Raw genomic sequence first — 21,916 nt, 5'->3', positions numbered from 1 at the left:
CAGCAGAGTAATGTAACAGCCTGCCAGTTGGCAGGCTGTTGTGCCTATTATTCAATCGCAATCGCCGAGTTCGGCTTTTCGAGCTGACCGCTTAAACGTACCAGCAGCAACGCACCAAAAACAATGACAGCGCCTACCCATGGTGTTTGTGCCAAACCATAATGCTCAACAATATAACCACCGACCGTAGACCCCAGAGCAATCCCAATATTGAATGCCGCGATATTCAAACCTGAAGCGACATCCACTGCGCCCGGTGCAAAGTGTTCAGCTTTCTGCACCACATAAACCTGCAAACCGGGCACGTTGGCAAAAGCGAAGATACCCATGACCAATACCGTTGCCACTGACATGTAATGCATACTTGCAGTGAACTGGAATACCATCAGCAAAATTGCCAGCGCCGTAAAGATCAGTGTTAGAGCGGGAACGGCTCCGCGTCGATCCGCCAGCTTGCCGCCCCAGATGTTACCAATGGCAACGGAAATACCATATCCCAACAAAATCACGCTTACCGCGGTCGGCGAAAAACCTGCCAGCGACTGCATCATCGGCGCAAGGAATGTGAAGGCAGTAAATACGCCGCCATAACCCAGTGCAGTAATGGCATAGATCAGTAGCAGACGTGGATTAACCATTACGCGTGCCTGCTGTGCCAGTGTCGTGGCCGGTGGTTGCGCAATATTACGTGGGATAAGCACCTGACTTGCGACTAATGCAATCACTCCTAATAGCGATACAGCGAGGAAACTTTCACGCCAGCCAAAGTGTTGCCCGATTAGCGTCCCCAACGGCACACCTGTTACCAAAGCGACGGTTAGACCACCAAACATGATGGCAATCGCACTCGCGGCTTTCTCCTTGCTCACCAGACTGGTTGCAATCGTTGATCCGACAGAGAAGAACACACCATGAGCGAGACCGGTCAGCAAACGGGCTATTACCAGCGTTTCATAGTTTGGCGCCAGCCAGGCAACCAGATTACCGACGGTAAATAGTGCCATCAATCCCATCAATAACTGTTTACGGGCTAGCTTACCGGTCAAGGCGGTAAGCACGGGTGCGCCGACAGCCACGCCTAAAGCGTAAATGGATACCAGCATTCCTGCAGAAGGTAGCGTAATACTGAGCTGTTCAGCGATGGTCGGAATCAATCCAACAATCACAAATTCTGTGGTTCCGATGGCATAGGCACTGATTGTAAGCGCCCAAAGTGCAAGTGGCATGATTAACTCCCAATAAGGTTTTGTTGGGCGTTAGTATTACCGCATGCTTTAATGACAAAAAGATGCAAAGTAAGAATAGACTTTTGCTTTTGGAGGGATAATGAAGGCATCGTCAGATGAGTTAAAAGTGTTTATTGCCGTGGTTGAAAGCGGCAGTTTCAGCCGTGCTGCGGAACAGCTACAGATGGCCAATTCGGCAGTAAGCCGTACCGTTAAGAAACTGGAGAATAAACTGGGTGTAGCGCTATTAACGCGTACCACACGCCAGCTGGCACTCACTCATGAAGGCGAACATTACTTTCGCCGTGTGCAAAAGTTGATGCAGGAGATGTCTACGGCCGAGAGTGAGCTCATAGAGCGGCAAATGGCTCCACAGGGCATACTGCGCATTGATGCAGCTACACCCGTGATTCTGCATCTGTTACTACCGATGATTAAACCATTTCGTGAGCGCTATCCGGACGTTAGGCTATCGCTGATTTCTTCAGAGAGCTTCATCAATCTCATCGAACGTAAAGTCGATGTGGCAATTCGCGCTGGCGATTTAACGGACTCCACGCTACGTGCTCGCCTACTCTTCACTAGCTATCGCAAACTAGTAGCCACGCCGGCTTATCTGGCGAAATATGGCGTACCGGCTTCAGCAGCTGATTTGGCCTATCATGAATGCCTCGGCTTTGTTGAAACGCCCCGGTTAAATCGTTGGCCTGTCACCGATGAAAATGGTGGCCTATATGACAGTATTCCGAGTATGTCCTCTAACAGCGGCGAAACTCTCAAACAGTTAGTTTTAGGCGATCAGGGTATCGCTTGTTTATCAGATTTTATGGTGGATAAAGAAATTGCGGATGGCACTTTCATTGAGCTGCTTGCTGAGCGACGCGTTCCAGTAAAAATGCCTTTTAATGCAGTCTATTACAGCGACTTAGGTGTTAGCCAACGCGTCAGGGCGTTTATCGACTTTCTGAGTGAATGGTTAAAAGATCAGCCCTGGCGAGTGCAGGGCTGAATATGGGGTAATGATTAATCCCAGTCAGGCGCCAGACCTTCCGGACTCACTAAACGCTGCTGACGATCCAGCGCTGCAATATCTGCCATATCTTTATCATCCAGATGCAAATTAACCGCTGCCATGTTGCTCGACAGGTTTTCACGTTTGGTTGATGACGGGATAACCGCGTAACCTAACTTCATTGCCCATGCCAGAACAATCTGAGCTGGAGTGGCTTTATGCTTCTGAGCAATCGCGTTAATCACCTCATCCTTTAGCGCTTCTCCATAAGCCAGCGTCATATAAGAAGTGATATGAAGCGCGTGCTGTTGCGCAAAATCGACTACCTGTCGATTCTGTAGGAAGGGATGCAACTCGATCTGGTTAGTCGCAATATTTTCCACACCCACTGCTTCAATCGCCTCTTTCATCAATGCAATTGGGAAGTTTGAAATACCAATTTGACGCGTCAGTCCTGCTTCTTTTGCTGCCATTAATGCCATCATACTTTCTTTAACAGAAATAGCTTTTCCGGGCGAAGGCCAATGGATCAGCGTGAGATCGACATAATTGGTACGCAGTTTTATCAGGCTCTCTTCTAAGCTCGGGATTAGCGCCTCAGAGGACAAATTCTCGATCCAGATCTTGGTAGTAATAAATAATTCATCACGCGCTACGCCGCTTTCTGCAATTGCTTGCCCTACAGCAGCTTCATTTTCATAGATTTGAGCGGTATCGATAGCGCGATAGCCAAGATCCAGTGCATTTTTAACGGACTGAATGACGACATCGTCCTGAAGACGAAAAGTACCTAAACCAAAAGCGGGGATTGTCATGATTTCCTCATCGTATAGCGTTATGTTTCGATGGGAACTATTCTGGCAGGTTTATTATTGCTGAAAAATCCGCTTATAAGCAGAAGAATTTTGATTTTTCATCAACAATAACGAAAATATTACCAACATGAAAAAGCCCTGACTTTGCAGTCAGGGCTTATCAATTAAGTGGCGGAACGGACGGGGCTCGAACCCGCGACCCCCTGCGTGACAGGCAGGTATTCTAACCAACTGAACTACCGCTCCACCGATTCTGTACTGACATCAGAAAATCGTTCTGATTTCAGGTGTTTCGCCCTTTCCGCGTCACCGGAGAGGTCACGATCCGATAACGGATCTTAAATTGATGCCTGGCAGTTCCCTACTCTCGCATGGGGAGACCCCACACTACCATCGGCGCTACGGCGTTTCACTTCTGAGTTCGGCATGGGGTCAGGTGGGACCACCGCGCTAAAGCCGCCAGGCAAATTCTGTTTCGTTCGCGAAGCCCTCACAGGCGCCGCAAACCAGTCCGTGAACAAGCTGAAAATCCGGTCTCTCAGACCAAAACGCCTCTGGCGTTGTAAGGTTAAGCCTCACGGGTCATTAGTACCGGTTAGCTCAACGCATCGCTGCGCTTACACACCCGGCCTATCAACGTCGTAGTCTTCAACGTCCCTTCAGGACCCTCAAGGGGTCAGGGAGAACTCATCTCGGGGCAAGTTTCGTGCTTAGATGCTTTCAGCACTTATCTTTTCCGCACTTAGCTACCGGGCAGTGCCATTGGCATGACAACCCGAACACCAGTGGTGCGTTCACTCCGGTCCTCTCGTACTAGGAGCAACCCCCCTCAATTCTCCAGCGCCCACGGCAGATAGGGACCGAACTGTCTCACGACGTTCTAAACCCAGCTCGCGTACCACTTTAAACGGCGAACAGCCGTACCCTTGGGACCTACTTCAGCCCCAGGATGTGATGAGCCGACATCGAGGTGCCAAACACCGCCGTCGATATGAACTCTTGGGCGGTATCAGCCTGTTATCCCCGGAGTACCTTTTATCCGTTGAGCGATGGCCCTTCCATTCAGAACCACCGGATCACTATGACCTGCTTTCGCACCTGCTCGAGCCGTCACTCTCGCAGTCAAGCTGGCTTATGCCATTGCACTAACCTCCTGATGTCCGACCAGGATTAGCCAACCTTCGTGCTCCTCCGTTACTCTTTGGGAGGAGACCGCCCCAGTCAAACTACCCACCAGACACTGTCCGCAGCCCGGATTACGGGCCTACGTTAGAACATCAAACATTAAAGGGTGGTATTTCAAGGTTGGCTCCACGCAGACTGGCGTCCACGCTTCAAAGCCTCCCACCTATCCTACACATCAAGGCTCAATGTTCAGTGTCAAGCTATAGTAAAGGTTCACGGGGTCTTTCCGTCTTGCCGCGGGTACACTGCATCTTCACAGCGATTTCAATTTCACTGAGTCTCGGGTGGAGACAGCCTGGCCATCATTACGCCATTCGTGCAGGTCGGAACTTACCCGACAAGGAATTTCGCTACCTTAGGACCGTTATAGTTACGGCCGCCGTTTACCGGGGCTTCGATCAAGAGCTTCTCCTTGCGGATAACCCCATCAATTAACCTTCCGGCACCGGGCAGGCGTCACACCGTATACGTCCACTTTCGTGTTTGCACAGTGCTGTGTTTTTAATAAACAGTTGCAGCCAGCTGGTATCTTCGACTGGCTTCGGCTCGGGGAGCAAGTCCCTCTACCTACGCGCCAGCGTGCCTTCTCCCGAAGTTACGGCACCATTTTGCCTAGTTCCTTCACCCGAGTTCTCTCAAGCGCCTTGGTATTCTCTACCTGACCACCTGTGTCGGTTTGGGGTACGATTTCGTGTTACCTGGAGCTTAGAGGCTTTTCCTGGAAGCAGGGCATCAGTTACTTCACCACCGTGGTGGCTCGTCGTCACGCCTCAGCCTTAAGACACCCCGGATTTACCAAAGGTGTCAGCCTACACGCTTAAACCGGGACAACCGTCGCCCGGATAACCTAGCCTTCTCCGTCCCCCCTTCGCAGTAACACCAAGTGCAGGAATATTAACCTGCTTCCCATCGACTACGCTTTTCAGCCTCGCCTTAGGGGTCGACTCACCCTGCTCCGATTAACGTTGAACAGGAACCCTTGGTCTTCCGGCGAGCGGGCTTTTCACCCGCTTTATCGTTACTTATGTCAGCATTCGCACTTCTGATACCTCCAGCATGCCTCACAGCACACCTTCGACGGCTTACAGAACGCTCCCCTACCCAACAACGCATACGCGTCGCTGCCGCAGCTTCGGTGCATGGTTTAGCCCCGTTACATCTTCCGCGCAGGCCGACTCGACCAGTGAGCTATTACGCTTTCTTTAAATGATGGCTGCTTCTAAGCCAACATCCTGGCTGTCTGTGCCTTCCCACATCGTTTCCCACTTAACCATGACTTTGGGACCTTAGCTGGCGGTCTGGGTTGTTTCCCTCTTCACGACGGACGTTAGCACCCGCCGTGTGTCTCCCGTGATAACATTCTCCGGTATTCGCAGTTTGCATCGGGTTGGTAAGCCGGGATGGCCCCCTAGCCGAAACAGTGCTCTACCCCCGGAGATGAGTTCACGAGGCGCTACCTAAATAGCTTTCGGGGAGAACCAGCTATCTCCCGGTTTGATTGGCCTTTCACCCCCAGCCACAAGTCATCCGCTAATTTTTCAACATTAGTCGGTTCGGTCCTCCAGTTAGTGTTACCCAACCTTCAACCTGCCCATGGCTAGATCACCGGGTTTCGGGTCTATACCCTGCAACTTAACGCCCAGTTAAGACTCGGTTTCCCTGCGGCTCCCCTATACGGTTAACCTTGCTACAGAATATAAGTCGCTGACCCATTATACAAAAGGTACGCAGTCACCCCATAAATGAGGCTCCCACTGCTTGTACGTACACGGTTTCAGGTTCTGTTTCACTCCCCTCGCCGGGGTTCTTTTCGCCTTTCCCTCACGGTACTGGTTCACTATCGGTCAGTCAGGAGTATTTAGCCTTGGAGGATGGTCCCCCCATATTCAGACAGGATACCACGTGTCCCGCCCTACTCTTCGAACTCACAATCTGTGCACTTTCGTGTACGGGACTATCACCCGGTATCGTGCGACTTTCCAGACGCTTCCACTAACGCACAAACTGATTCAGGTTCTGGGCTGTTCCCCGTTCGCTCGCCGCTACTGGGGGAATCTCGGTTGATTTCTTTTCCTCTGGGTACTTAGATGTTTCAGTTCCCCAGGTTCGCCTCGCAACACTATGTATTCATGTTGCGATGATGCACTGAGTGCACCGGGTTTCCCCATTCGGACATCGTCGGCTGTAGCGGTTCATATCACCTTACCGACGCTTTACGCAGATTAGCACGTCCTTCATCGCCTCTGACTGCCAGGGCATCCACCGTGTACGCTTAGTCGCTTAACCTCACAACCCACAGGCGTTTTGCAACGCTCGGGACTGTAAGCATTTGAGAGACTCGAACGCATCGTGATTTCATTCCTATTACGGAGAATGAAAACAACACGTCGTTTCAATTTTCAGCTTGTTCCGGATTGTTAAAGAGCAGTATCTCAAACATGACGGTTACGTCAGTTTTGAGATACGTCGTGGAGACACCTTTCACCTGTCACCAAGCAAGTGGCGTCCCCTAGGGGATTCGAACCCCTGTTGCCGCCGTGAAAGGGCGGAGTCCTAACCGCTAGACGAAGGGGACACGATAGTGTCACGACTTCGCAGCCGTCTTGCTCATTACTTTCTATCAGACAATCTGTGTGAGCACTTCGCGGGAAGGTATCTTCAGGTAAGGAGGTGATCCAACCGCAGGTTCCCCTACGGTTACCTTGTTACGACTTCACCCCAGTCATGAATCACAAAGTGGTAAGCGCCCTCCCGAAGGTTAAGCTACCTACTTCTTTTGCAACCCACTCCCATGGTGTGACGGGCGGTGTGTACAAGGCCCGGGAACGTATTCACCGTAGCATTCTGATCTACGATTACTAGCGATTCCGACTTCACGGAGTCGAGTTGCAGACTCCGATCCGGACTACGACGCACTTTATGAGGTCCGCTTGCTCTCGCGAGGTCGCTTCTCTTTGTATGCGCCATTGTAGCACGTGTGTAGCCCTACTCGTAAGGGCCATGATGACTTGACGTCATCCCCACCTTCCTCCAGTTTATCACTGGCAGTCTCCTTTGAGTTCCCGGCCGGACCGCTGGCAACAAAGGATAAGGGTTGCGCTCGTTGCGGGACTTAACCCAACATTTCACAACACGAGCTGACGACAGCCATGCAGCACCTGTCTCACGGTTCCCGAAGGCACCAGGGCATCTCTGCCAAGTTCCGTGGATGTCAAGAGTAGGTAAGGTTCTTCGCGTTGCATCGAATTAAACCACATGCTCCACCGCTTGTGCGGGCCCCCGTCAATTCATTTGAGTTTTAACCTTGCGGCCGTACTCCCCAGGCGGTCGACTTAACGCGTTAGCTCCGGAAGCCACTCCTCAAGGGAACAACCTCCAAGTCGACATCGTTTACGGCGTGGACTACCAGGGTATCTAATCCTGTTTGCTCCCCACGCTTTCGCACCTGAGCGTCAGTCTTCGTCCAGGGGGCCGCCTTCGCCACCGGTATTCCTCCAGATCTCTACGCATTTCACCGCTACACCTGGAATTCTACCCCCCTCTACGAGACTCTAGCCTGCCAGTTTCGAATGCAGTTCCCAGGTTAAGCCCGGGGATTTCACATCCGACTTGACAGACCGCCTGCGTGCGCTTTACGCTCAGTAATTCCGATTAACGCTTGCACCCTCCGTATTACCGCGCCAGCTGGCCCGGAGTTAGCCGGTGCTTCTTCTGCGGGTAACGTCAATCGGTGAGGTTATTAACCTCACCGCCTTCCTCCCCGCTGAAAGTACTTTACAACCCGAAGGCCTTCTTCATACACGCGGCATGGCTGCATCAGGCTTGCGCCCATTCTGCAATATTCCCCACTGCTGCCTCCCTTAGGAGTCTGGACCGTGTCTCAGTTCCAGTGTGGCTGGTCATCCTCTCAGACCAGCTAGGGATCGTCGCCTAGGTGAGCCATTACCCCACCTACTAGCTAATCCCATCTGGGCACATCCGATGGTGTGAGGCCCGAAGGTCCCCCACTTTGGTCTTGCGACGTTATGCGGTATTAGCTACCGTTTCCAGTAGTTATCCCCCTCCATCGGGCAGTTTCCCAGACATTACTCACCCGTCCGCCACTCGTCACCCAAGGAGCAAGCTCCTCTGTGCTACCGTCCGACTTGCATGTGTTAGGCCTGCCGCCAGCGTTCAATCTGAGCCATGATCAAACTCTTCAATTTAAGTTTGATTTGCTGCAACAAGTGCAGCGATGCTCATCTGTAAAACGTCATAATGAATTTCATTATGTGTTCACTCGTGAGACTTGATATTTTTTTGCGTCCGGAGACGCTGATATCAATCCTGCGAGTGCCCACACAGATTGTCTGATAAATTGTTAAAGAGCGTTGCGAGCAGCGGGTTAACCGCCTGTCGCGAGGTGGCGTATATTACGCTTTCCTCCTTCAGAGTCAAACACTTTTTTCAGCGCTTTCATCCGGCGGGATGAATTTCTTCACTCCCTGCTGAGCCGCCTGCGTTGCCGCTTTGCCGTCTCAGTGGTGGCGCATTATAGGGAGTTATTCGGAGGTGACAAGTGCAAATTTCAACTTTTTTACCGTTCGATTGAAATTTGCACAAAACGACCGTTTTTAGGCCTTTTTAATGCGTGAAGGTAGTTCTGCCAGACTATTAATTACCCAATCCGCCGCGGCTTCACCCTCTGCCGTTACCGGCTTACCGCTACGTACCAACACTTTTGTACCAACACCTGCCGCTTGTGCCGCCTGCATATCTTCTATTTTGTCACCTACCATATAAGAAGAAGCCATATCGATATCCAGATGCTGCTGCGCCGAAAGCAACATGCCTGGCTGCGGCTTACGGCAATCACACTGCTGGCGATATTCTTCTACTGTTGCATCGGGTAAATGTGGGCAGAAATAGATGCCATCCAGATCAACATCCCGATCGGCCAGTGACCAGTCCATCCATTCAGTGAGCTGCATAAACTGATCTTCGGTAAACATCCCCCGCGCAATGCCCGACTGATTGGTCACCAGCACCAGCGCATAGCCCATCTTCTTCAGCGCCTGTAGCGCTTCGATGGTGCCATCAATAAATTCGAAATTATCGATTTCATGAACATAGCCGTGATCGACATTCAAGGTGCCATCACGATCCAGAAAAATAGCCGGGACTTTGTTCGCCACGTAGAAACTCCTGCTGAAAATGTGTCGCTAAGTATCGCATGATTGCGTATAGCGAGAGAATGGCAGATTGAATGACTTCGATTGATTTAGCCGTCTGGATGCCTTAACATCCATTCAAATTTCGCGCAGCACTGCTGAGCGAAGCCCGATACACCACGGACCATGCAACACGATAATAAATAACCTAATGATTAAACTCGAAAATATCACCAAAGTGTTCCAGCAAGGTTCACGCAGCATTCAGGCACTGTCGAACGTCAGCCTGCATGTGCCTGCTGGACAGATTTATGGCGTCATCGGTTCATCCGGTGCCGGTAAAAGTACATTGATTCGCTGCGTCAATCTGCTCGAACGCCCAACATCCGGTCGCGTGCTGGTTGATGGCCAGGAGTTGACCACCCTCTCTTCAGGCCAATTGACACTGGCACGCCGCCAGATTGGCATGATCTTCCAGCACTTTAACTTGATGAACTCGCGCACGGTGTCCGGCAACGTGGCGCTGCCACTGGAATTAGGCAACCTCTCTCGCGAGCAGATTAAAAAGCGCGTCACCGAGTTACTTGAATTGGTGGGTTTATCCGACAAGCATGATAGCTGGCCGGCGAATCTCTCTGGCGGACAAAAGCAGCGTGTAGCGATTGCGCGCGCGCTGGCAAGTAATCCGAAAGTGCTGCTGTGTGATGAAGCCACCAGCGCGCTGGATCCGGCCACAACGCGTTCCATTCTGGAGTTGCTGAAAGACATCAACCGCCGTCTCGGTATTACCATTCTATTGATCACCCACGAAATGGATGTGGTGAAACGCATCTGCGATCAGGTTGCGGTCATCAGCAATGGGGAGCTGATCGAGAAAGACAGCGTAAGCGAAGTGTTCTCCCATCCAAAAACACCGCTGGCGCAGCAGTTCATCCAATCCACGCTGCATCTGGATATCCCGGACGACTATCAGCAGCGCATGGCGCCACAGGCCTCCGCCGAAAGCGTGCCCCTGCTGCGTCTGGAGTTCACCGGTAAGTCAGTCGATGCTCCGCTGCTGTCTGAGGCGGCACGTCGCTTTAACGTGAATAACAATATTATTAGCGCGCAGATGGATTACGCCGGCGGCGTGAAGTTCGGCATCATGTTAGCCGAAATGGATGGCAGTGAAACAGATACCCAAGCCGCAATTGCCTGGCTGAAAGAAAATCATGTGAAAGTAGAGGTGCTAGGTTATGTCTGAAGCGATGATGTGGTTACTGACGCGTGGCGTCTGGGAAACGCTGATGATGACCTTTGTCTCCGGTTTCTTTGGTTTTGTCCTCGGTCTGCCGGTCGGCGTGCTGCTGTATGTTACGCGCCCGGGTCAGATTCTGGCTAACAATGCGCTCTATCGCGTGCTGTCAGCGCTGGTGAATATCTTCCGTTCGATTCCATTCATTATCTTATTGGTGTGGATGATTCCCTTCACTCGCGCCATCGTCGGCACGTCCATTGGTTTGCAAGCCGCCATCGTGCCGCTGACTGTTGGGGCCGCGCCATTTATTGCACGTATGGTTGAGAACGCACTGCTCGAGCTGCCAACCGGTTTGATCGAGGCCTCCCGCGCCATGGGCGCCACGCCGCTGCAGATTGTGCGTAAAGTCCTGCTGCCAGAAGCCCTGCCGGGTCTGGTGAATGCCGCTACAATTACTCTGATTACGCTGGTCGGCTACTCTGCCATGGGCGGAGCAGTTGGCGCGGGCGGTTTGGGCCAGATTGGCTACCAGTATGGTTACATCGGCTATAACGCCACCGTGATGAATACCGTGCTGATCCTGCTGGTTGTTCTGGTGTATTTAATCCAATTCTGTGGCGACCGCATCGTGCGTGCTGTGTCCCATAAGTAAGCAAGCAACATCAATAGTCCTCTATTAAGGAAGGGATATGTCTTTTACATTTAAAAAGATTGCCGCTGTGGGTGCTCTGATTGGCGCAATTGCGCTGGCAGGATGCGATCAAAAAGCAAAAGATCCAAACCACATTAAAGTGGGTGTGATCGTGGGTGCTGAGCAGCAGGTTGCTGAAACTGCGGTGAAAGTTGCCAAAGAAAAATATGGCCTCGATGTTGAGCTGGTCACCTTTAACGATTACGTGCTGCCTAACGAAGCGTTGAGCAAAGGTGATATCGACATTAACGCCTTCCAGCACAAGCCGTATCTCGATCAGCAAATTAAAGATCGTGGTTACAAGCTGGCTATCGTAGCGAACACCTTCGTTTACCCAATCGCGGGCTACTCGAAGAAAATCAAATCCCTGGATGAACTGCAGAACGGTGCACAGGTCGCTATCCCGAACGATCCCACTAACCTGGGTCGTTCATTGCTGCTGCTGCAGAAAGTGGGCCTGATCAAATTGAAAGACGGCGTGGGTCTGCTGCCTACCTCGCTGGATATCGTCGGGAACCCGAAAAACCTGAAGATTGTTGAGCTGGAAGCGCCGCAACTGCCACGTTCCCTGGACGATCAGCAAATCGCGTTGGCGGTGATCAACACCACTTACGCTAGCCAGATTGGCCTGACGCCAGCGAAAGATGGCATCTTCGTGGAAGACAAAGATTCACCGTATGTGAACCTGATCGTTAGCCGTGAAGATAACAAAGACGCTGAGAACGTGAAGAAATTTGTTCAAGCCTACCAATCAGACGAAGTGTCTGAAGCGGCCAACAAGATCTTCAACGGCGGTGCAGTGAAAGGCTGGTAATTTTTACCTTTCATGCCATGCAGGGCGGCTTCGGCCGCCCTTTCTTTTGCCATAAATTGCACCTGACTTGTTATTTATTGTCGTCCTTGTTTCAATAACGCCACTTTTTATTACTTGAGGATGTTGCCATGCGTTTTTTACCGCTCTGCTTGTTGGCATTGATGCTAACCGGGTGCGTGCGTGAATATCACCCGATAAGCAGTGCTCCTTCTCGTCCGCAGCAGGCATCCAGCGAGCCAGAACGCAAACCGACACCACGTCCTGCGCCGGTGAAGATTTACACCGATGCGACCGATTTGGTCAGCAATCCGTTCCGCGATTTAGGCGAAGTCTCCGCTGAAGATTGCCAAAGCAGCAGCCAGGATTCACCGCCGAATATCAACACCGCGCGTAAACGCTTGCAGATCAGAGCGGCCGGCATGAAAGCCAATGCGGTATTGCTGCATAAGTGCGAAATTGTCACCAGCACGCCGGGATGTTATCGCCAGGCCATTTGCCAGGGCTCCGCCCTGAAAGTCTCCAATCAATGAGTGAGTTTGCCTTCGCGCAAATCGGCGTGATTCGCTCACCGTGGAAAGAGAAGTTTGCCGTCCCGCGCCAGCCCGGTCTGGTGCAGGATGGTGGCGGCGAGTTGCATCTGTTGCCGCCCTACAATCAGCCGGAAGCGGTACGCGGTATCGAAGACTTTAGCCATCTGTGGGTACTGTTCGTCTTTCACCAAACGATGGAGGGTGGCTGGCGTCCAACGGTGCGTCCACCGCGCCTCGGTGGCAATGCGCGTATGGGAGTGTTCGCCACACGGTCGACCTTCCGTCCCAATCCCATCGGCATGTCGCTGGTTGAGTTAAAAGGTATTCGCTGCGAGAAGCAGCAGGTGATCTTGCAGCTTGGCAGCCTTGATTTAGTCGATGGTACGCCGGTGGTGGATATCAAACCCTATCTGCCGTTTGCCGAGGCGTTACCGGATGCGCGTGCCGGCTTTGCGCAGGCCGCTCCGGATGCCACTATGCCGGTACGCTTTTCGCCACTGGCGCAGAGCCAGCTTCAACAGCAGCAGAAAACCTATCCCCAGCTGGCGCGGTTTATCACCGACGTGCTGGCGCAGGATCCGCGCCCAGCCTATCGTAAAGGTGAGACGCAGGATCGCGAATATGCCGCGTGGCTCCTCGACTTTAATGTGCGCTGGCGCATTGATGACGCGGGAACCGAAGTGATCGCCCTCGATCCACGCTAAAACTCGCTTTTGAGTGATTGATCTCGCTGGTACACTAGCCGCCAGAAAAATTTTGTCAGTTTCCTTCCGTATAACTGGAATCGTAATCAATGCGTACTACTCAATATCTGCTCTCCACTCTGAAGGAGACACCTTCCGATGCAGAAGTGATCAGCCACCAGCTGATGCTGCGCGCCGGCATGATCCGCAAACTGGCTTCGGGTCTCTATACCTGGTTGCCGACCGGTATTCGCGTGCTGCGAAAAGTAGAAAACATCGTGCGTGAAGAGATGAACAACGCCGGCGCGATTGAGATCTCCATGCCGGTGGTTCAGCCTGCCGATTTGTGGGAAGAGAGTGGCCGTTGGGAGCAGTACGGCCCGGAACTGCTGCGCATTAAAGATCGTCATGAGCGTCCATTCGTGTTGGGTCCAACCCACGAAGAAGTGGTGACCGATTTGATCCGCAACGAGCTGAGCTCTTACAAGCAGCTGCCGCTCAACCTGTATCAGATCCAAACCAAATTCCGCGATGAAGTACGCCCGCGTTTTGGTGTGATGCGTTCACGCGAGTTCATCATGAAAGATGCTTACTCGTTCCATACCACGCAGGAGTCGCTGCAGGAAACTTACGACGCGATGTACCGCGCCTACAGCCAAAGCTTCAGCCGCATGGGTCTGGATTTCCGTGCCGTACAGGCTGATACCGGTTCTATCGGTGGCAGCGCCTCACACGAGTTCCAGGTATTGGCGCTGAGCGGTGAAGATGACGTGATCTTCTCCAGCGAATCGGATTACGCGGCCAACATTGAGAAAGCTGAAGCCTTAGCGCCGGCTGGTGAACGTCCACAGGCCACACAGGCGATGACGCAGTTCGATACGCCGAACGCGAAAACCATTGCTGAATTGGTTGAACAACATCAGTTGCCGATCGAGAAAACCGTCAAGACGCTGTTCGTCAAAGCCACCGAACAGAGCGGCCACACGCTGGTTGCCCTGCTGCTGCGCGGCGATCATCAGCTGAACGAAATCAAAGCCGAAAAGCTGGATATCGTGGCTGAACCGCTGGAGATGGCAAGCGAAGAAGAGATTCGCGCATTGTTAGGCGCAGGCCCAGGTTCACTCGGTCCGGTTGGTTTGACTCTGCCAGTGATCGCCGATCGTACCGTGGCGAAAACCAGCGACTTCTGTGCGGGCGCGAACATCGATGGTAAGCATTTGAGCGGCATCAACTGGGGACGCGATCTGCCAGAACCGCGCGTGGAAGATATCCGTAACGTGGTCGAAGGTGATCCAAGCCCGGACGGTAAAGGCACGCTGCAGATTAAACGCGGTATTGAAGTTGGCCACATCTTCCAGCTGGGTACCAAGTACTCCGAAGCGATGAAAGCGGCGGTACAGGGCGAAGATGGCCGTAACCAGGTGATGACTATGGGTTGCTACGGCATCGGTATCACGCGCGTGGTGGCGGCAGCGATTGAGCAGAACAACGATGAGCGCGGCATCATCTGGCCTGCGGCGCTGGCGCCGTTCGAAGTCGCCATTTTGCCAATGAACATGCACAAATCTTTCCGTGTACAACAGCTGGCAGAAGAGCTGTACAACACGCTGCGTGCTAAAGGCATCGACGTAATTCTGGACGATCGCAAAGAGCGTCCAGGCGTGATGTTCGCGGATATGGAGCTGATTGGCGTGCCGCACACCATCGTGATTGGCGATCGTAATCTCGATAACCAAGAGATTGAGTACAAGGCGCGTACCGCCAGCGAGAAGCAGATGATCAAGCAGCACGACATCGTCGACTTCCTGGCGAAAGCCCTCAACAAGTAACACTGAAACGCCTCCGACTGGAGGCGTTTTTTATTGCACTTTCCCGCGCATCGCTTTTACGTTACTGCGCCGTGTTTTGCCTTCCAGCCGCCTCACTTTAGAACCGTGCGTCGGTTTCGTCGCGCGCCGGACTTTTTCCACCGTGGTTAACTCCTGAATCAGATTGATCAACCGCTGCACGGCCGCTTCACGATTCATTTCCTGGCTACGGTGCTCCTGTGCTTTGATGATCACCACACCTTCCGCAGTGATCAAATGATGGCTCGCCGCCAGCAGTCGCTCTTTATAAAACGGCGGCAGCGACGATGCGTTGATATCAAACCGCAGGTGAATGGCCGTAGAGGTTTTATTCACGTGTTGGCCGCCCGCACCTTGCGCACGGATGGCACTAAGCTCTACTTCATTATCGGCCAGTGAAACCGAACGAGACAGTACAATCATCTGTCACCTGCCGTTTGGTTCGACGTTGTGTCGCGTAATAACCTGTTCATCAACTTAACCTTTTGTGCGCACGCTGAGTGCATGAGACCAGCGCGAAATGTCACTTTTGCCCTTTTCCATGCATCAAACCCGTGACGACCGGGCTGATTTCCATGAATTTCCTGTGATATAGTCGCCTATCATCCAGAGTATCAAGCTCTGCTGAGGAGGTGTATGTGCAAAAGTATTGTGAGTTAGTTCGCCAGAAGTATGCCGAAATTGGTAGCGGCGACCTTGGGTATGTGCCAGACGCCATAGGTTGTGCGTTGAAGGCTCTCAACGATATTGCCGCTGATTCTGCGCTAAACTCTTCTCTCAGGGAACAAGCAGCGTATGCCGCTGCAAACTTATTGGTGAGCGACTATGTTGACGAATGAAGCCTACAAACCCATCAACTGCGATGACTACGACAACCTCGAACTCGCCTGCCAAAAAAACTGGACGCTGTCGTTAGAGTTAAAAAACGGCGATCAGCTCAAGGCGAAAGCCGTGGACATGGTCTCACGTAAAAACGTCGAGTACCTTGCCGTCGATCTCTCCGGCGAGACCCGCGAAGTGCGGCTCGACCACATCGCCAGCTTCACGCATCCGGAGCTGGGCACCGTCGTCGTTAGCGAAGAGTAAACCCTCTCTCGGGCGGGAATCCCATCCCGCCCCCCTCGCTTAAGGCTTTAACGAACTGTAATACGCCGACAAATCTTCCATATCCTGATCGCTCAATCCCGCCACAAATGCTTTCATCACTTCTGCCTGACCGCCGCTGCGTTCGCCTTTTTTGTAGGCTTGCAGCGAATGCAGCAGATAAGGCGCATGTTGTCCCGCGAGATTTGGATAAAGCGGCACCGCGCTTTTGCCCTCCGCGCCGTGACACGCCATGCAGCTTGCCGCTTTTTGCGCGCCGGCATTGACATCACCGTCGGCAAACGCCGGCAGCGTCGCAGCGCATAAAAGCGCGGCAATCAAATACTTCATCATTGCTCTCCATTTTATTGTTGTGGTAGCCAGATCGCCTGCCAGCCTTGCGCATTGCCAGCCGCGCCTTCCCGGGTGATAAACAGTCCCGGTGCGCAAATTAACGTCTGGTTGTAGTAAATTAAGGGGATACGTTCACGCTGCCAGGGCGCAACGCCCAACTCTTGCCACAGCTTCTTCATCTCTCGGCCACCCGCGCGACCCAGCAGGTGATAATAGCCTTGCGCCCTGAAGCGAATATTGATCTCTTCATCCGCATTAGGGTGACGTAACTCAGCAATCTCGCCGTTAGCCTGCAGCATGCCTACACCAGCCGGTAAATTGAGTGGCTGGCTGCGGTCTTGCCAGGTTAGCGAGTGCTGACTCAGGGATGGCTGCGGCCTGAGCCAGTAGAGTTGCTGGCGATAGCGTCGCAGTTCAAAAGCGCCGAAGCGCAGACAAGGTTTAGCATCATCCCGACTGTTAATGACTTCATCGGTGATACGTTTGAGCGCTTCGCGCGCAGGCATCGCGCCGCCCTGTTGAGCGATCCAGCGGCGCAACAGCGCATGGCGGCGCGCTTCGCTCATGACGAGTAACGGTGGAAAATGCAGTGCGCCCTGCGCATCGGTAAGCTGTGTCAGCTGTTCAGCCAGCAACTCATCCAACAGTTGTTCCTGCTCGCCACAGAGTGCTGCACTGCGTGCGCTAGCGGCACTGAAATGTGGCCAGCGCGCCTGCAGCAGCGGAAAAATCTGCTGGCGCAAGAAGTTGCGGTCATAGCGGCTATCGGCGTTGCTTTCATCCTCAATCCAGCTGAGCTGGTGCTCGGCAGCATAGTTTTCCAACTGCTGACGGCTGACGTCGAGCAACGGGCGCAGATGCAGACGATCGTCAACGCTGCGCTGCAGCGGCATCGCCGCCAAACCCGCCGGTCCGCTGCCGCGTTTTAATGCCAGCAGCAGCGTTTCCGCCTGATCGTCGAGGTGCTGCGCAGTGAGTAAGTGCTCACCGGGTTGTAGCTGCTGGAACAGCGCTTGATAGCGCGCCTCGCGGGCCGCCGCTTCAATACCGCTATCGCGCCCATCAACCTGCACCTGCAGAACCGCACAAGGAATTTGCCACTGCTGGCAAATCTGCTGACAATGTTGCGCCCAGCGATCAGCATTGGGGCTTAAGCCATGATGAACATGTAACGCGCGCACGCGCAGCTGCGGCTGCTGACGTTGCCAGCAAACCAATTGATGCAGCAGCACGGTAGAGTCAAGTCCGCCGCTGAACGCCAGCACATAGCCAGCGTCGGGTGTCAGCAGCGAAGCAAGATGAGATAAAGACATGAGCGCGTTCCGTCCAGGCGAGCCACCGAATTGCGGCTCGCGGCGGACGCTAGTTTACGCCTGATACAGCTCCAGCGGCAAACCGTCCGGATCGGGGAAGAAGGTGCAGGCTTTGCCGGTTAACGCATCGATACGAATCGGTTCACAGGTCACGCCCTTCTCCGCTAGCGCGGCTATCGACTGCGCGACATCCTCAACGCAAAACGCCAGATGGCGCAGACCGCAGGCTTCCGGTCCGCTGACACGTGGCGGCGGCGACGGGAACGAGAACAGCTCGATAGTGTAAACTCCGTTCAACCCAAGATCGCCTTTCCAGGAATCGCGCTCGGCGCGGTAATATTCACCCAAAAGTTCAAAACCCAGCACATCACAGTAAAACGCCTTACTGCGCTGATAATCGGTGGCAATAATAGCAATGTGGTGGATCTGTTTTATCTGCAGCATAGCGGCTCCGGTTTTCACATAAGCCGCTTACCCTACGTGGCAAAAGCGGCGATGGAAAGGGGGGATTATCCTAAGTTAGCGATCGTCTTCATCACGCAACACGCGCACCAGATAGCGGCCATCTTCGGTCAGCGTCGCGCCGTGAATATCGGTTTCGAAGCCGGGATAGTGGCGACCAATGGTGCAGAGCATCAGCAGAAAATCGAGTACTGAACGGCTCTCTTCGGTGATCATCTCACCCGGCATCACCACCGGTACGCCCGGCGGATACGGCAAAATCATATTGGCCGAAATGCGCCCCACCAACTCACGAATATCAACGGTTTCAACCTGGCCTTTTACCTGGCGCTGAAACGCCTGATGCGGCGTCATCTTCATCTCCGGCAGCACGTCGAACGCCTTCAACATCAGGCGCGGCAAATCGTGCTGCAGGATCAGTTGATGAATGCCCTGCGCCAGCGTCTGAATGCGCATGTTGCGATAGAAGTCAGGATCTTCGGCATACAGATCCGGCAGCATGTTTTTCACCCGCAGGTTGAGATCGTAGGCACGCTTAAATTCCGTCAACCCGCGCAACACGCTCATCGCTTTGGTTTTATCGATACCGATGCTGAAGAGGAACAGCAGATTGTAGGGCCCGGTTTTCTCCACCACGATACCGCGCTGATCGAGGAACTTCGCCACCAGCGCGGCAGGAATCCCCTCTTCCGCCATGTTACCCAGTTCACTCATGCCCGGCGTCAGGATGGTGACTTTGATCGGATCGAGGTACATGTGATCGCGATCGGCATGGGTGAAACCGTGCCAATCCTCTTCGCCCGGCTGGATCGGCCAGCATTCAGCTTGATCAACCTGCTCCGGCTGCCAGATATCAAAGAACCAGCCGTCGGACTCTTCACGCAAGCGCTGAATCTCACGGCGGAAATGCAGCGCGCGTTCGACCGAGCGGTTAATCAGTCGCTTACCCGGATTACCGCGCAACATCGCTGCCGCCGTTTCAATCGATGACACGATCGCATAGCTTGGCGATGTGGTGGTGTGCATCATGTAGGCTTCGTTGAAGGTGTGCTCGTCGTAATCGCCTTTGATGTGAATTAGCGAGGCCTGTGAAAATGCCGCCAGCAGCTTGTGGGTTGATTGCGTTTCATAGATCACTTTGCCTGGAGTACGATCGCCACTCATGCCGCTTTTTCCGGCGTAGATCGGATGGAAGTTGGTGTAAGGCACCCACGCTGAATCAAAGTGGATCGAGGGTACATCCAGCGTCTGCTTGATGAACTGCGTGTTATACAGCAGGCCGTCGTAAGTCGAGTTAGTAATGACTGCATGCACCGGCCAGCTGGCGCGCGGCGTGGCGTTAACCTTTTGCTGAATGTTGTCGCGCGTAAATTCACGCTGCGGAATACCGCCGAGAATTCCCAGCGCATTACGCGTCGGCTTGAGCCAAATCGGAATGATGTCGCTCATCATCAGTAAATGGGTCAGCGATTTATGGCAGTTACGGTCAATCAATACCGTGCTGCCGGCGGGAGCCGCGTACATGCCGACGATTTTGTTCGAGGTCGAGGTGCCGTTGGTCACCATGTAGCTTTGCTCTGCACCAAAGGTACGCGCGACATACTCTTCCGCTTCCAGGTGCGGGCCGGTGTGATCGAGCAACGAACCCAGTTCTGTCACCGAGATCGAAACGTCCGCCTTTAAGGTGTTCGAGCCGAAGAAGTCGTAAAACAGGCTGCCAACCGGGCTCTTCTGAAAGGCGCTACCGCCCATGTGCCCTGGCGTGCAGAAAGTGTATTTGCCCTCTTTCACATAATTGAACAACGCTTTGGTCAGCGGCGGTGTGATGTTGTCGATGTACTCATCGGTGTATTGACGAATATGCAGCGCGATGTCATCGGCGGCGCTTAGGGCATACTCAAAGAAGTGCAGCGCCATGCGCATCTCGTTGATGCTGACATCCATTTGCGAATGGGTGTTGATGAAGGCATACAGCGGCAGATATTCGTTGAGCTGATTGATATCGCTACACAACGACAGACTGTAATCGTCCCAGTCAAAAATCACCCCGCAGATGCGCGGATTGTGTTCAATCAACTTCAGCAGGTCGCTGGCATTATCGGGGTAGACGGTCTGGAAGCCTTGCAGCTTGAGTGTGGCGTCCAGTTCGCGAATAGGCTCATCTTTATAGAAAGCGCCGTGCGGTCCCATGATCGCAATAATATTCAATGCTCACCTCCTGTGGTGTTGTGGCACTGAATAAGGATAGCGAAAAGCGGACGTGGATAAACCTGGAATGCTCTGCTGTTAAGTTACATCGCTGGCGGCTGGCGGCTGAGGCCAGGAAAGGCCAGCCCGATCGCAAAGAAGGCCTGCATCCATGCAGATCGGCCTCGCCATCCTGGCTCGGACGCTTTGCTCTTCGGGCTGGCCTTTCCTGACCCTTCCGACATTTTTATTGCTGCAAGTGTGTCGGCTCGCCATTAATGGCGACCAATGCGAATTCACCCATTAACAGGCATAAAAAAAGCGGACCGAAGTCCGCTTCTTCTTATGCAGCATTGCTTATCACGCGTAGCCGTAGTTCATCAGGCGCTGATAGCGACGGTTAAGCAACTCTTCGGTGCTCAACACATCGAGATCGGCCAGATCAGCCAACAGCTGCTGCTTAAGACTGGCAGCGATATCCAGCGGATGACGATGTGCACCCCCCAGCGGTTCTGGAACGATGGAATCAATCAGCTTCAGCTCTTTCAGACGTTCAGCGGTGATGCCCATCGCTTCTGCGGCCAATGGCGCTTTATCGGCGCTTTTCCACAGAATCGACGCACAACCTTCCGGTGAAATCACTGAATAGGTGCTGTACTGCAGCATGTTCACTTTGTCGCCCACGCCGATGGCCAACGCCCCACCGGAACCGCCTTCGCCGATTACGGTACAAATCACCGGAATTTTCAGGCCAGACATTTCACGCAGGTTGCGAGCGATCGCTTCAGACTGACCGCGCTCTTCTGCACCAACGCCCGGATACGCACCCGGCGTGTCGATAAAGGTGATCAGCGGCATCTTGAAACGTTCCGCCATTTCCATCAGGCGCAGCGCTTTGCGATAGCCTTCCGGTGCCGGCATGCCGAAGTTACGACGGATTTTCTCTTTGGTTTCGCGACCTTTCTGATGACCAATGATCATCACCGGGCGGCCGTCGAGACGTGCAATACCACCGACAATCGCTTTATCATCGGCATAAGCGCGGTCGCCAGCCAGTTCGTCGAAATCATCAAACGCGTTGCGGATATAGTCCAGTGTATAAGGACGCAGCGGATGACGCGCAAGTTGCGCCACTTGCCAGGCGCCTAAATCGGAGAAGATTTTACGGGTCAGCTCAACGCTTTTTTCGCGCAGGCGCTGCACTTCCTCATCCAAATTAATATCGTGTTTCTCATCCGAACGGCCAATCGATTTTAACGAGTCGATTTTCGCTTCAAGCTCTGCGATTGGCTGTTCAAAATCCAGGTAATTAAGACTCATAATGTTC

Annotated in this window: 18 protein-coding genes, 2 tRNA genes and 3 rRNA genes; 9 read left to right on the top strand and 14 right to left on the bottom strand. The window is 53.2% G+C overall.

The features are described 5' to 3' along the window. Positions 1–47: 47 nt before the first annotated feature. Entirely contained in the window at positions 48–1,226 is a 1,179-nt protein-coding gene (locus tag WH298_RS13740) for an MFS transporter (RefSeq protein ID WP_049850738.1), read from the bottom strand. A gap of 100 nt (positions 1,227–1,326) precedes the next feature. Between WH298_RS13740 and yafC the strand changes: the two genes are divergently transcribed. Continuing rightward, positions 1,327–2,235 carry a DNA-binding transcriptional regulator YafC gene (yafC, locus tag WH298_RS13735; protein ID WP_180823110.1) on the top strand — a complete coding sequence of 303 codons (909 nt, stop codon included), beginning with the start codon at positions 1,327–1,329 and terminating at the stop codon, positions 2,233–2,235. 14 nt (positions 2,236–2,249) lie between these two features. On the opposite strand, the gene dkgB is transcribed toward yafC, so the two are convergent. From dkgB to gmhB, 7 genes are all read right to left on the bottom strand, one after another. Further along, positions 2,250–3,053: a 2,5-didehydrogluconate reductase DkgB gene (gene dkgB / locus WH298_RS13730; RefSeq protein ID WP_180823109.1), complete on the bottom strand. Its 804-nt coding sequence runs from the start codon at positions 3,051–3,053 to the stop codon at positions 2,250–2,252. A 169-nt stretch (positions 3,054–3,222) separates the two neighbouring features. After that, positions 3,223–3,299, bottom strand: a tRNA-Asp gene (locus tag WH298_RS13725). A 102-nt stretch (positions 3,300–3,401) separates the two neighbouring features. Continuing rightward, positions 3,402–3,517: ribosomal RNA gene (gene rrf / locus WH298_RS13720) — 5S ribosomal RNA — on the bottom strand. 100 nt (positions 3,518–3,617) lie between these two features. Next, positions 3,618–6,524 (bottom strand): 23S ribosomal RNA (locus tag WH298_RS13715). A gap of 214 nt (positions 6,525–6,738) precedes the next feature. Next, positions 6,739–6,813 (bottom strand) — tRNA-Glu (locus tag WH298_RS13710). Positions 6,814–6,901: 88 nt separating this feature from the next. Beyond that, positions 6,902–8,443: ribosomal RNA gene (locus WH298_RS13705) — 16S ribosomal RNA — on the bottom strand. Together the 16S, 23S and 5S rRNA genes with 2 tRNA genes alongside form the textbook arrangement of a ribosomal RNA operon. A 408-nt stretch (positions 8,444–8,851) precedes the next feature. Then, the gene (gene gmhB / locus WH298_RS13700) at positions 8,852–9,412 is read right to left on the bottom strand and encodes a D-glycero-beta-D-manno-heptose 1,7-bisphosphate 7-phosphatase (protein ID WP_007893969.1); all 561 of its coding nucleotides are present in this window, start codon (positions 9,410–9,412) and stop codon (positions 8,852–8,854) included. Between the two features lie 187 nt (positions 9,413–9,599). Here gmhB and metN point away from each other — a divergent pair, with 187 nt between their 5' ends. The 6 genes from metN (at position 9,600) to proS (ending at position 15,172) form a co-directional block, all read left to right on the top strand. After that, complete coding sequence (gene metN / locus WH298_RS13695; protein WP_007893965.1) at positions 9,600–10,631, top strand: methionine ABC transporter ATP-binding protein MetN; 1,032 nt, start codon at positions 9,600–9,602, stop codon at positions 10,629–10,631. Beyond that, positions 10,624–11,277, top strand: coding sequence for a methionine ABC transporter permease MetI (locus tag WH298_RS13690; protein WP_007893963.1), 654 nt, complete (start codon positions 10,624–10,626; stop codon positions 11,275–11,277). The genes metN and WH298_RS13690 overlap by 8 nt, the downstream gene beginning before the upstream one ends. 37 nt (positions 11,278–11,314) lie before the next feature. Beyond that, positions 11,315–12,130, top strand: coding sequence for a MetQ/NlpA family lipoprotein (locus tag WH298_RS13685; RefSeq protein WP_180823107.1), 816 nt, complete (start codon positions 11,315–11,317; stop codon positions 12,128–12,130). Positions 12,131–12,258: 128 nt separating this feature from the next. Continuing rightward, positions 12,259–12,660, top strand: coding sequence for an Rcs stress response system protein RcsF (gene rcsF / locus WH298_RS13680; protein ID WP_007893958.1), 402 nt, complete (start codon positions 12,259–12,261; stop codon positions 12,658–12,660). Beyond that, entirely contained in the window at positions 12,657–13,364 is a 708-nt protein-coding gene (gene tsaA / locus WH298_RS13675; RefSeq protein ID WP_180823105.1) for a tRNA (N6-threonylcarbamoyladenosine(37)-N6)-methyltransferase TrmO, read from the top strand. The genes rcsF and tsaA overlap by 4 nt, the downstream gene beginning before the upstream one ends. 89 nt (positions 13,365–13,453) lie before the next feature. Then, the gene (gene proS, locus WH298_RS13670; protein ID WP_180823104.1) at positions 13,454–15,172 is read left to right on the top strand and encodes a proline--tRNA ligase; all 1,719 of its coding nucleotides are present in this window, start codon (positions 13,454–13,456) and stop codon (positions 15,170–15,172) included. Positions 15,173–15,202: 30 nt separating this feature from the next. On the opposite strand, the gene arfB is transcribed toward proS, so the two are convergent. Then, positions 15,203–15,613: an alternative ribosome rescue aminoacyl-tRNA hydrolase ArfB gene (gene arfB / locus WH298_RS13665; RefSeq protein WP_007893949.1), complete on the bottom strand. Its 411-nt coding sequence runs from the start codon at positions 15,611–15,613 to the stop codon at positions 15,203–15,205. A 215-nt stretch (positions 15,614–15,828) separates the two neighbouring features. Here arfB and WH298_RS13660 point away from each other — a divergent pair, with 215 nt between their 5' ends. Then, positions 15,829–16,029: a YaeP family protein gene (locus WH298_RS13660; protein ID WP_036622231.1), complete on the top strand. Its 201-nt coding sequence runs from the start codon at positions 15,829–15,831 to the stop codon at positions 16,027–16,029. Then, on the top strand, positions 16,016–16,276 hold the full coding sequence (rof, locus tag WH298_RS13655; protein ID WP_007893946.1) for a Rho-binding antiterminator: 261 nt from the start codon (positions 16,016–16,018) through the stop codon (positions 16,274–16,276). The genes WH298_RS13660 and rof overlap by 14 nt, the downstream gene beginning before the upstream one ends. 39 nt (positions 16,277–16,315) lie before the next feature. On the opposite strand, the gene WH298_RS13650 is transcribed toward rof, so the two are convergent. The 5 genes from WH298_RS13650 to accA all read right to left on the bottom strand — a co-directional run bounded on the left by WH298_RS13650 (position 16,316) and on the right by accA (position 21,909). Next, a complete protein-coding gene (locus WH298_RS13650) occupies positions 16,316–16,624 on the bottom strand; it encodes a c-type cytochrome (RefSeq protein ID WP_007893944.1) in 309 nt (102 codons plus the stop codon). Positions 16,625–16,638: 14 nt separating this feature from the next. Then, entirely contained in the window at positions 16,639–17,940 is a 1,302-nt protein-coding gene (tilS, locus tag WH298_RS13645; protein ID WP_180823102.1) for a tRNA lysidine(34) synthetase TilS, read from the bottom strand. A 54-nt stretch (positions 17,941–17,994) separates the two neighbouring features. Beyond that, positions 17,995–18,384 carry a VOC family protein gene (locus tag WH298_RS13640; protein ID WP_007893941.1) on the bottom strand — a complete coding sequence of 130 codons (390 nt, stop codon included), beginning with the start codon at positions 18,382–18,384 and terminating at the stop codon, positions 17,995–17,997. Positions 18,385–18,459: 75 nt separating this feature from the next. Further along, on the bottom strand, positions 18,460–20,610 hold the full coding sequence (locus WH298_RS13635) for a lysine decarboxylase LdcC (protein WP_180823100.1): 2,151 nt from the start codon (positions 20,608–20,610) through the stop codon (positions 18,460–18,462). Between the two features lie 339 nt (positions 20,611–20,949). Further along, positions 20,950–21,909, bottom strand: a complete 960-nt coding sequence (gene accA, locus WH298_RS13630; RefSeq protein ID WP_049851497.1) for an acetyl-CoA carboxylase carboxyl transferase subunit alpha — start codon at positions 21,907–21,909, stop codon at positions 20,950–20,952. Positions 21,910–21,916: the final 7 nt, after the last annotated feature.

The organism is Pantoea nemavictus, from assembly GCF_037479095.1.
GTDB lineage: Bacteria > Pseudomonadota > Gammaproteobacteria > Enterobacterales > Enterobacteriaceae > Pantoea > Pantoea nemavictus.
Note: the sequence above shows the minus strand (reverse complement) of the source record. Positions and strands in the feature narration are given on the sequence as shown.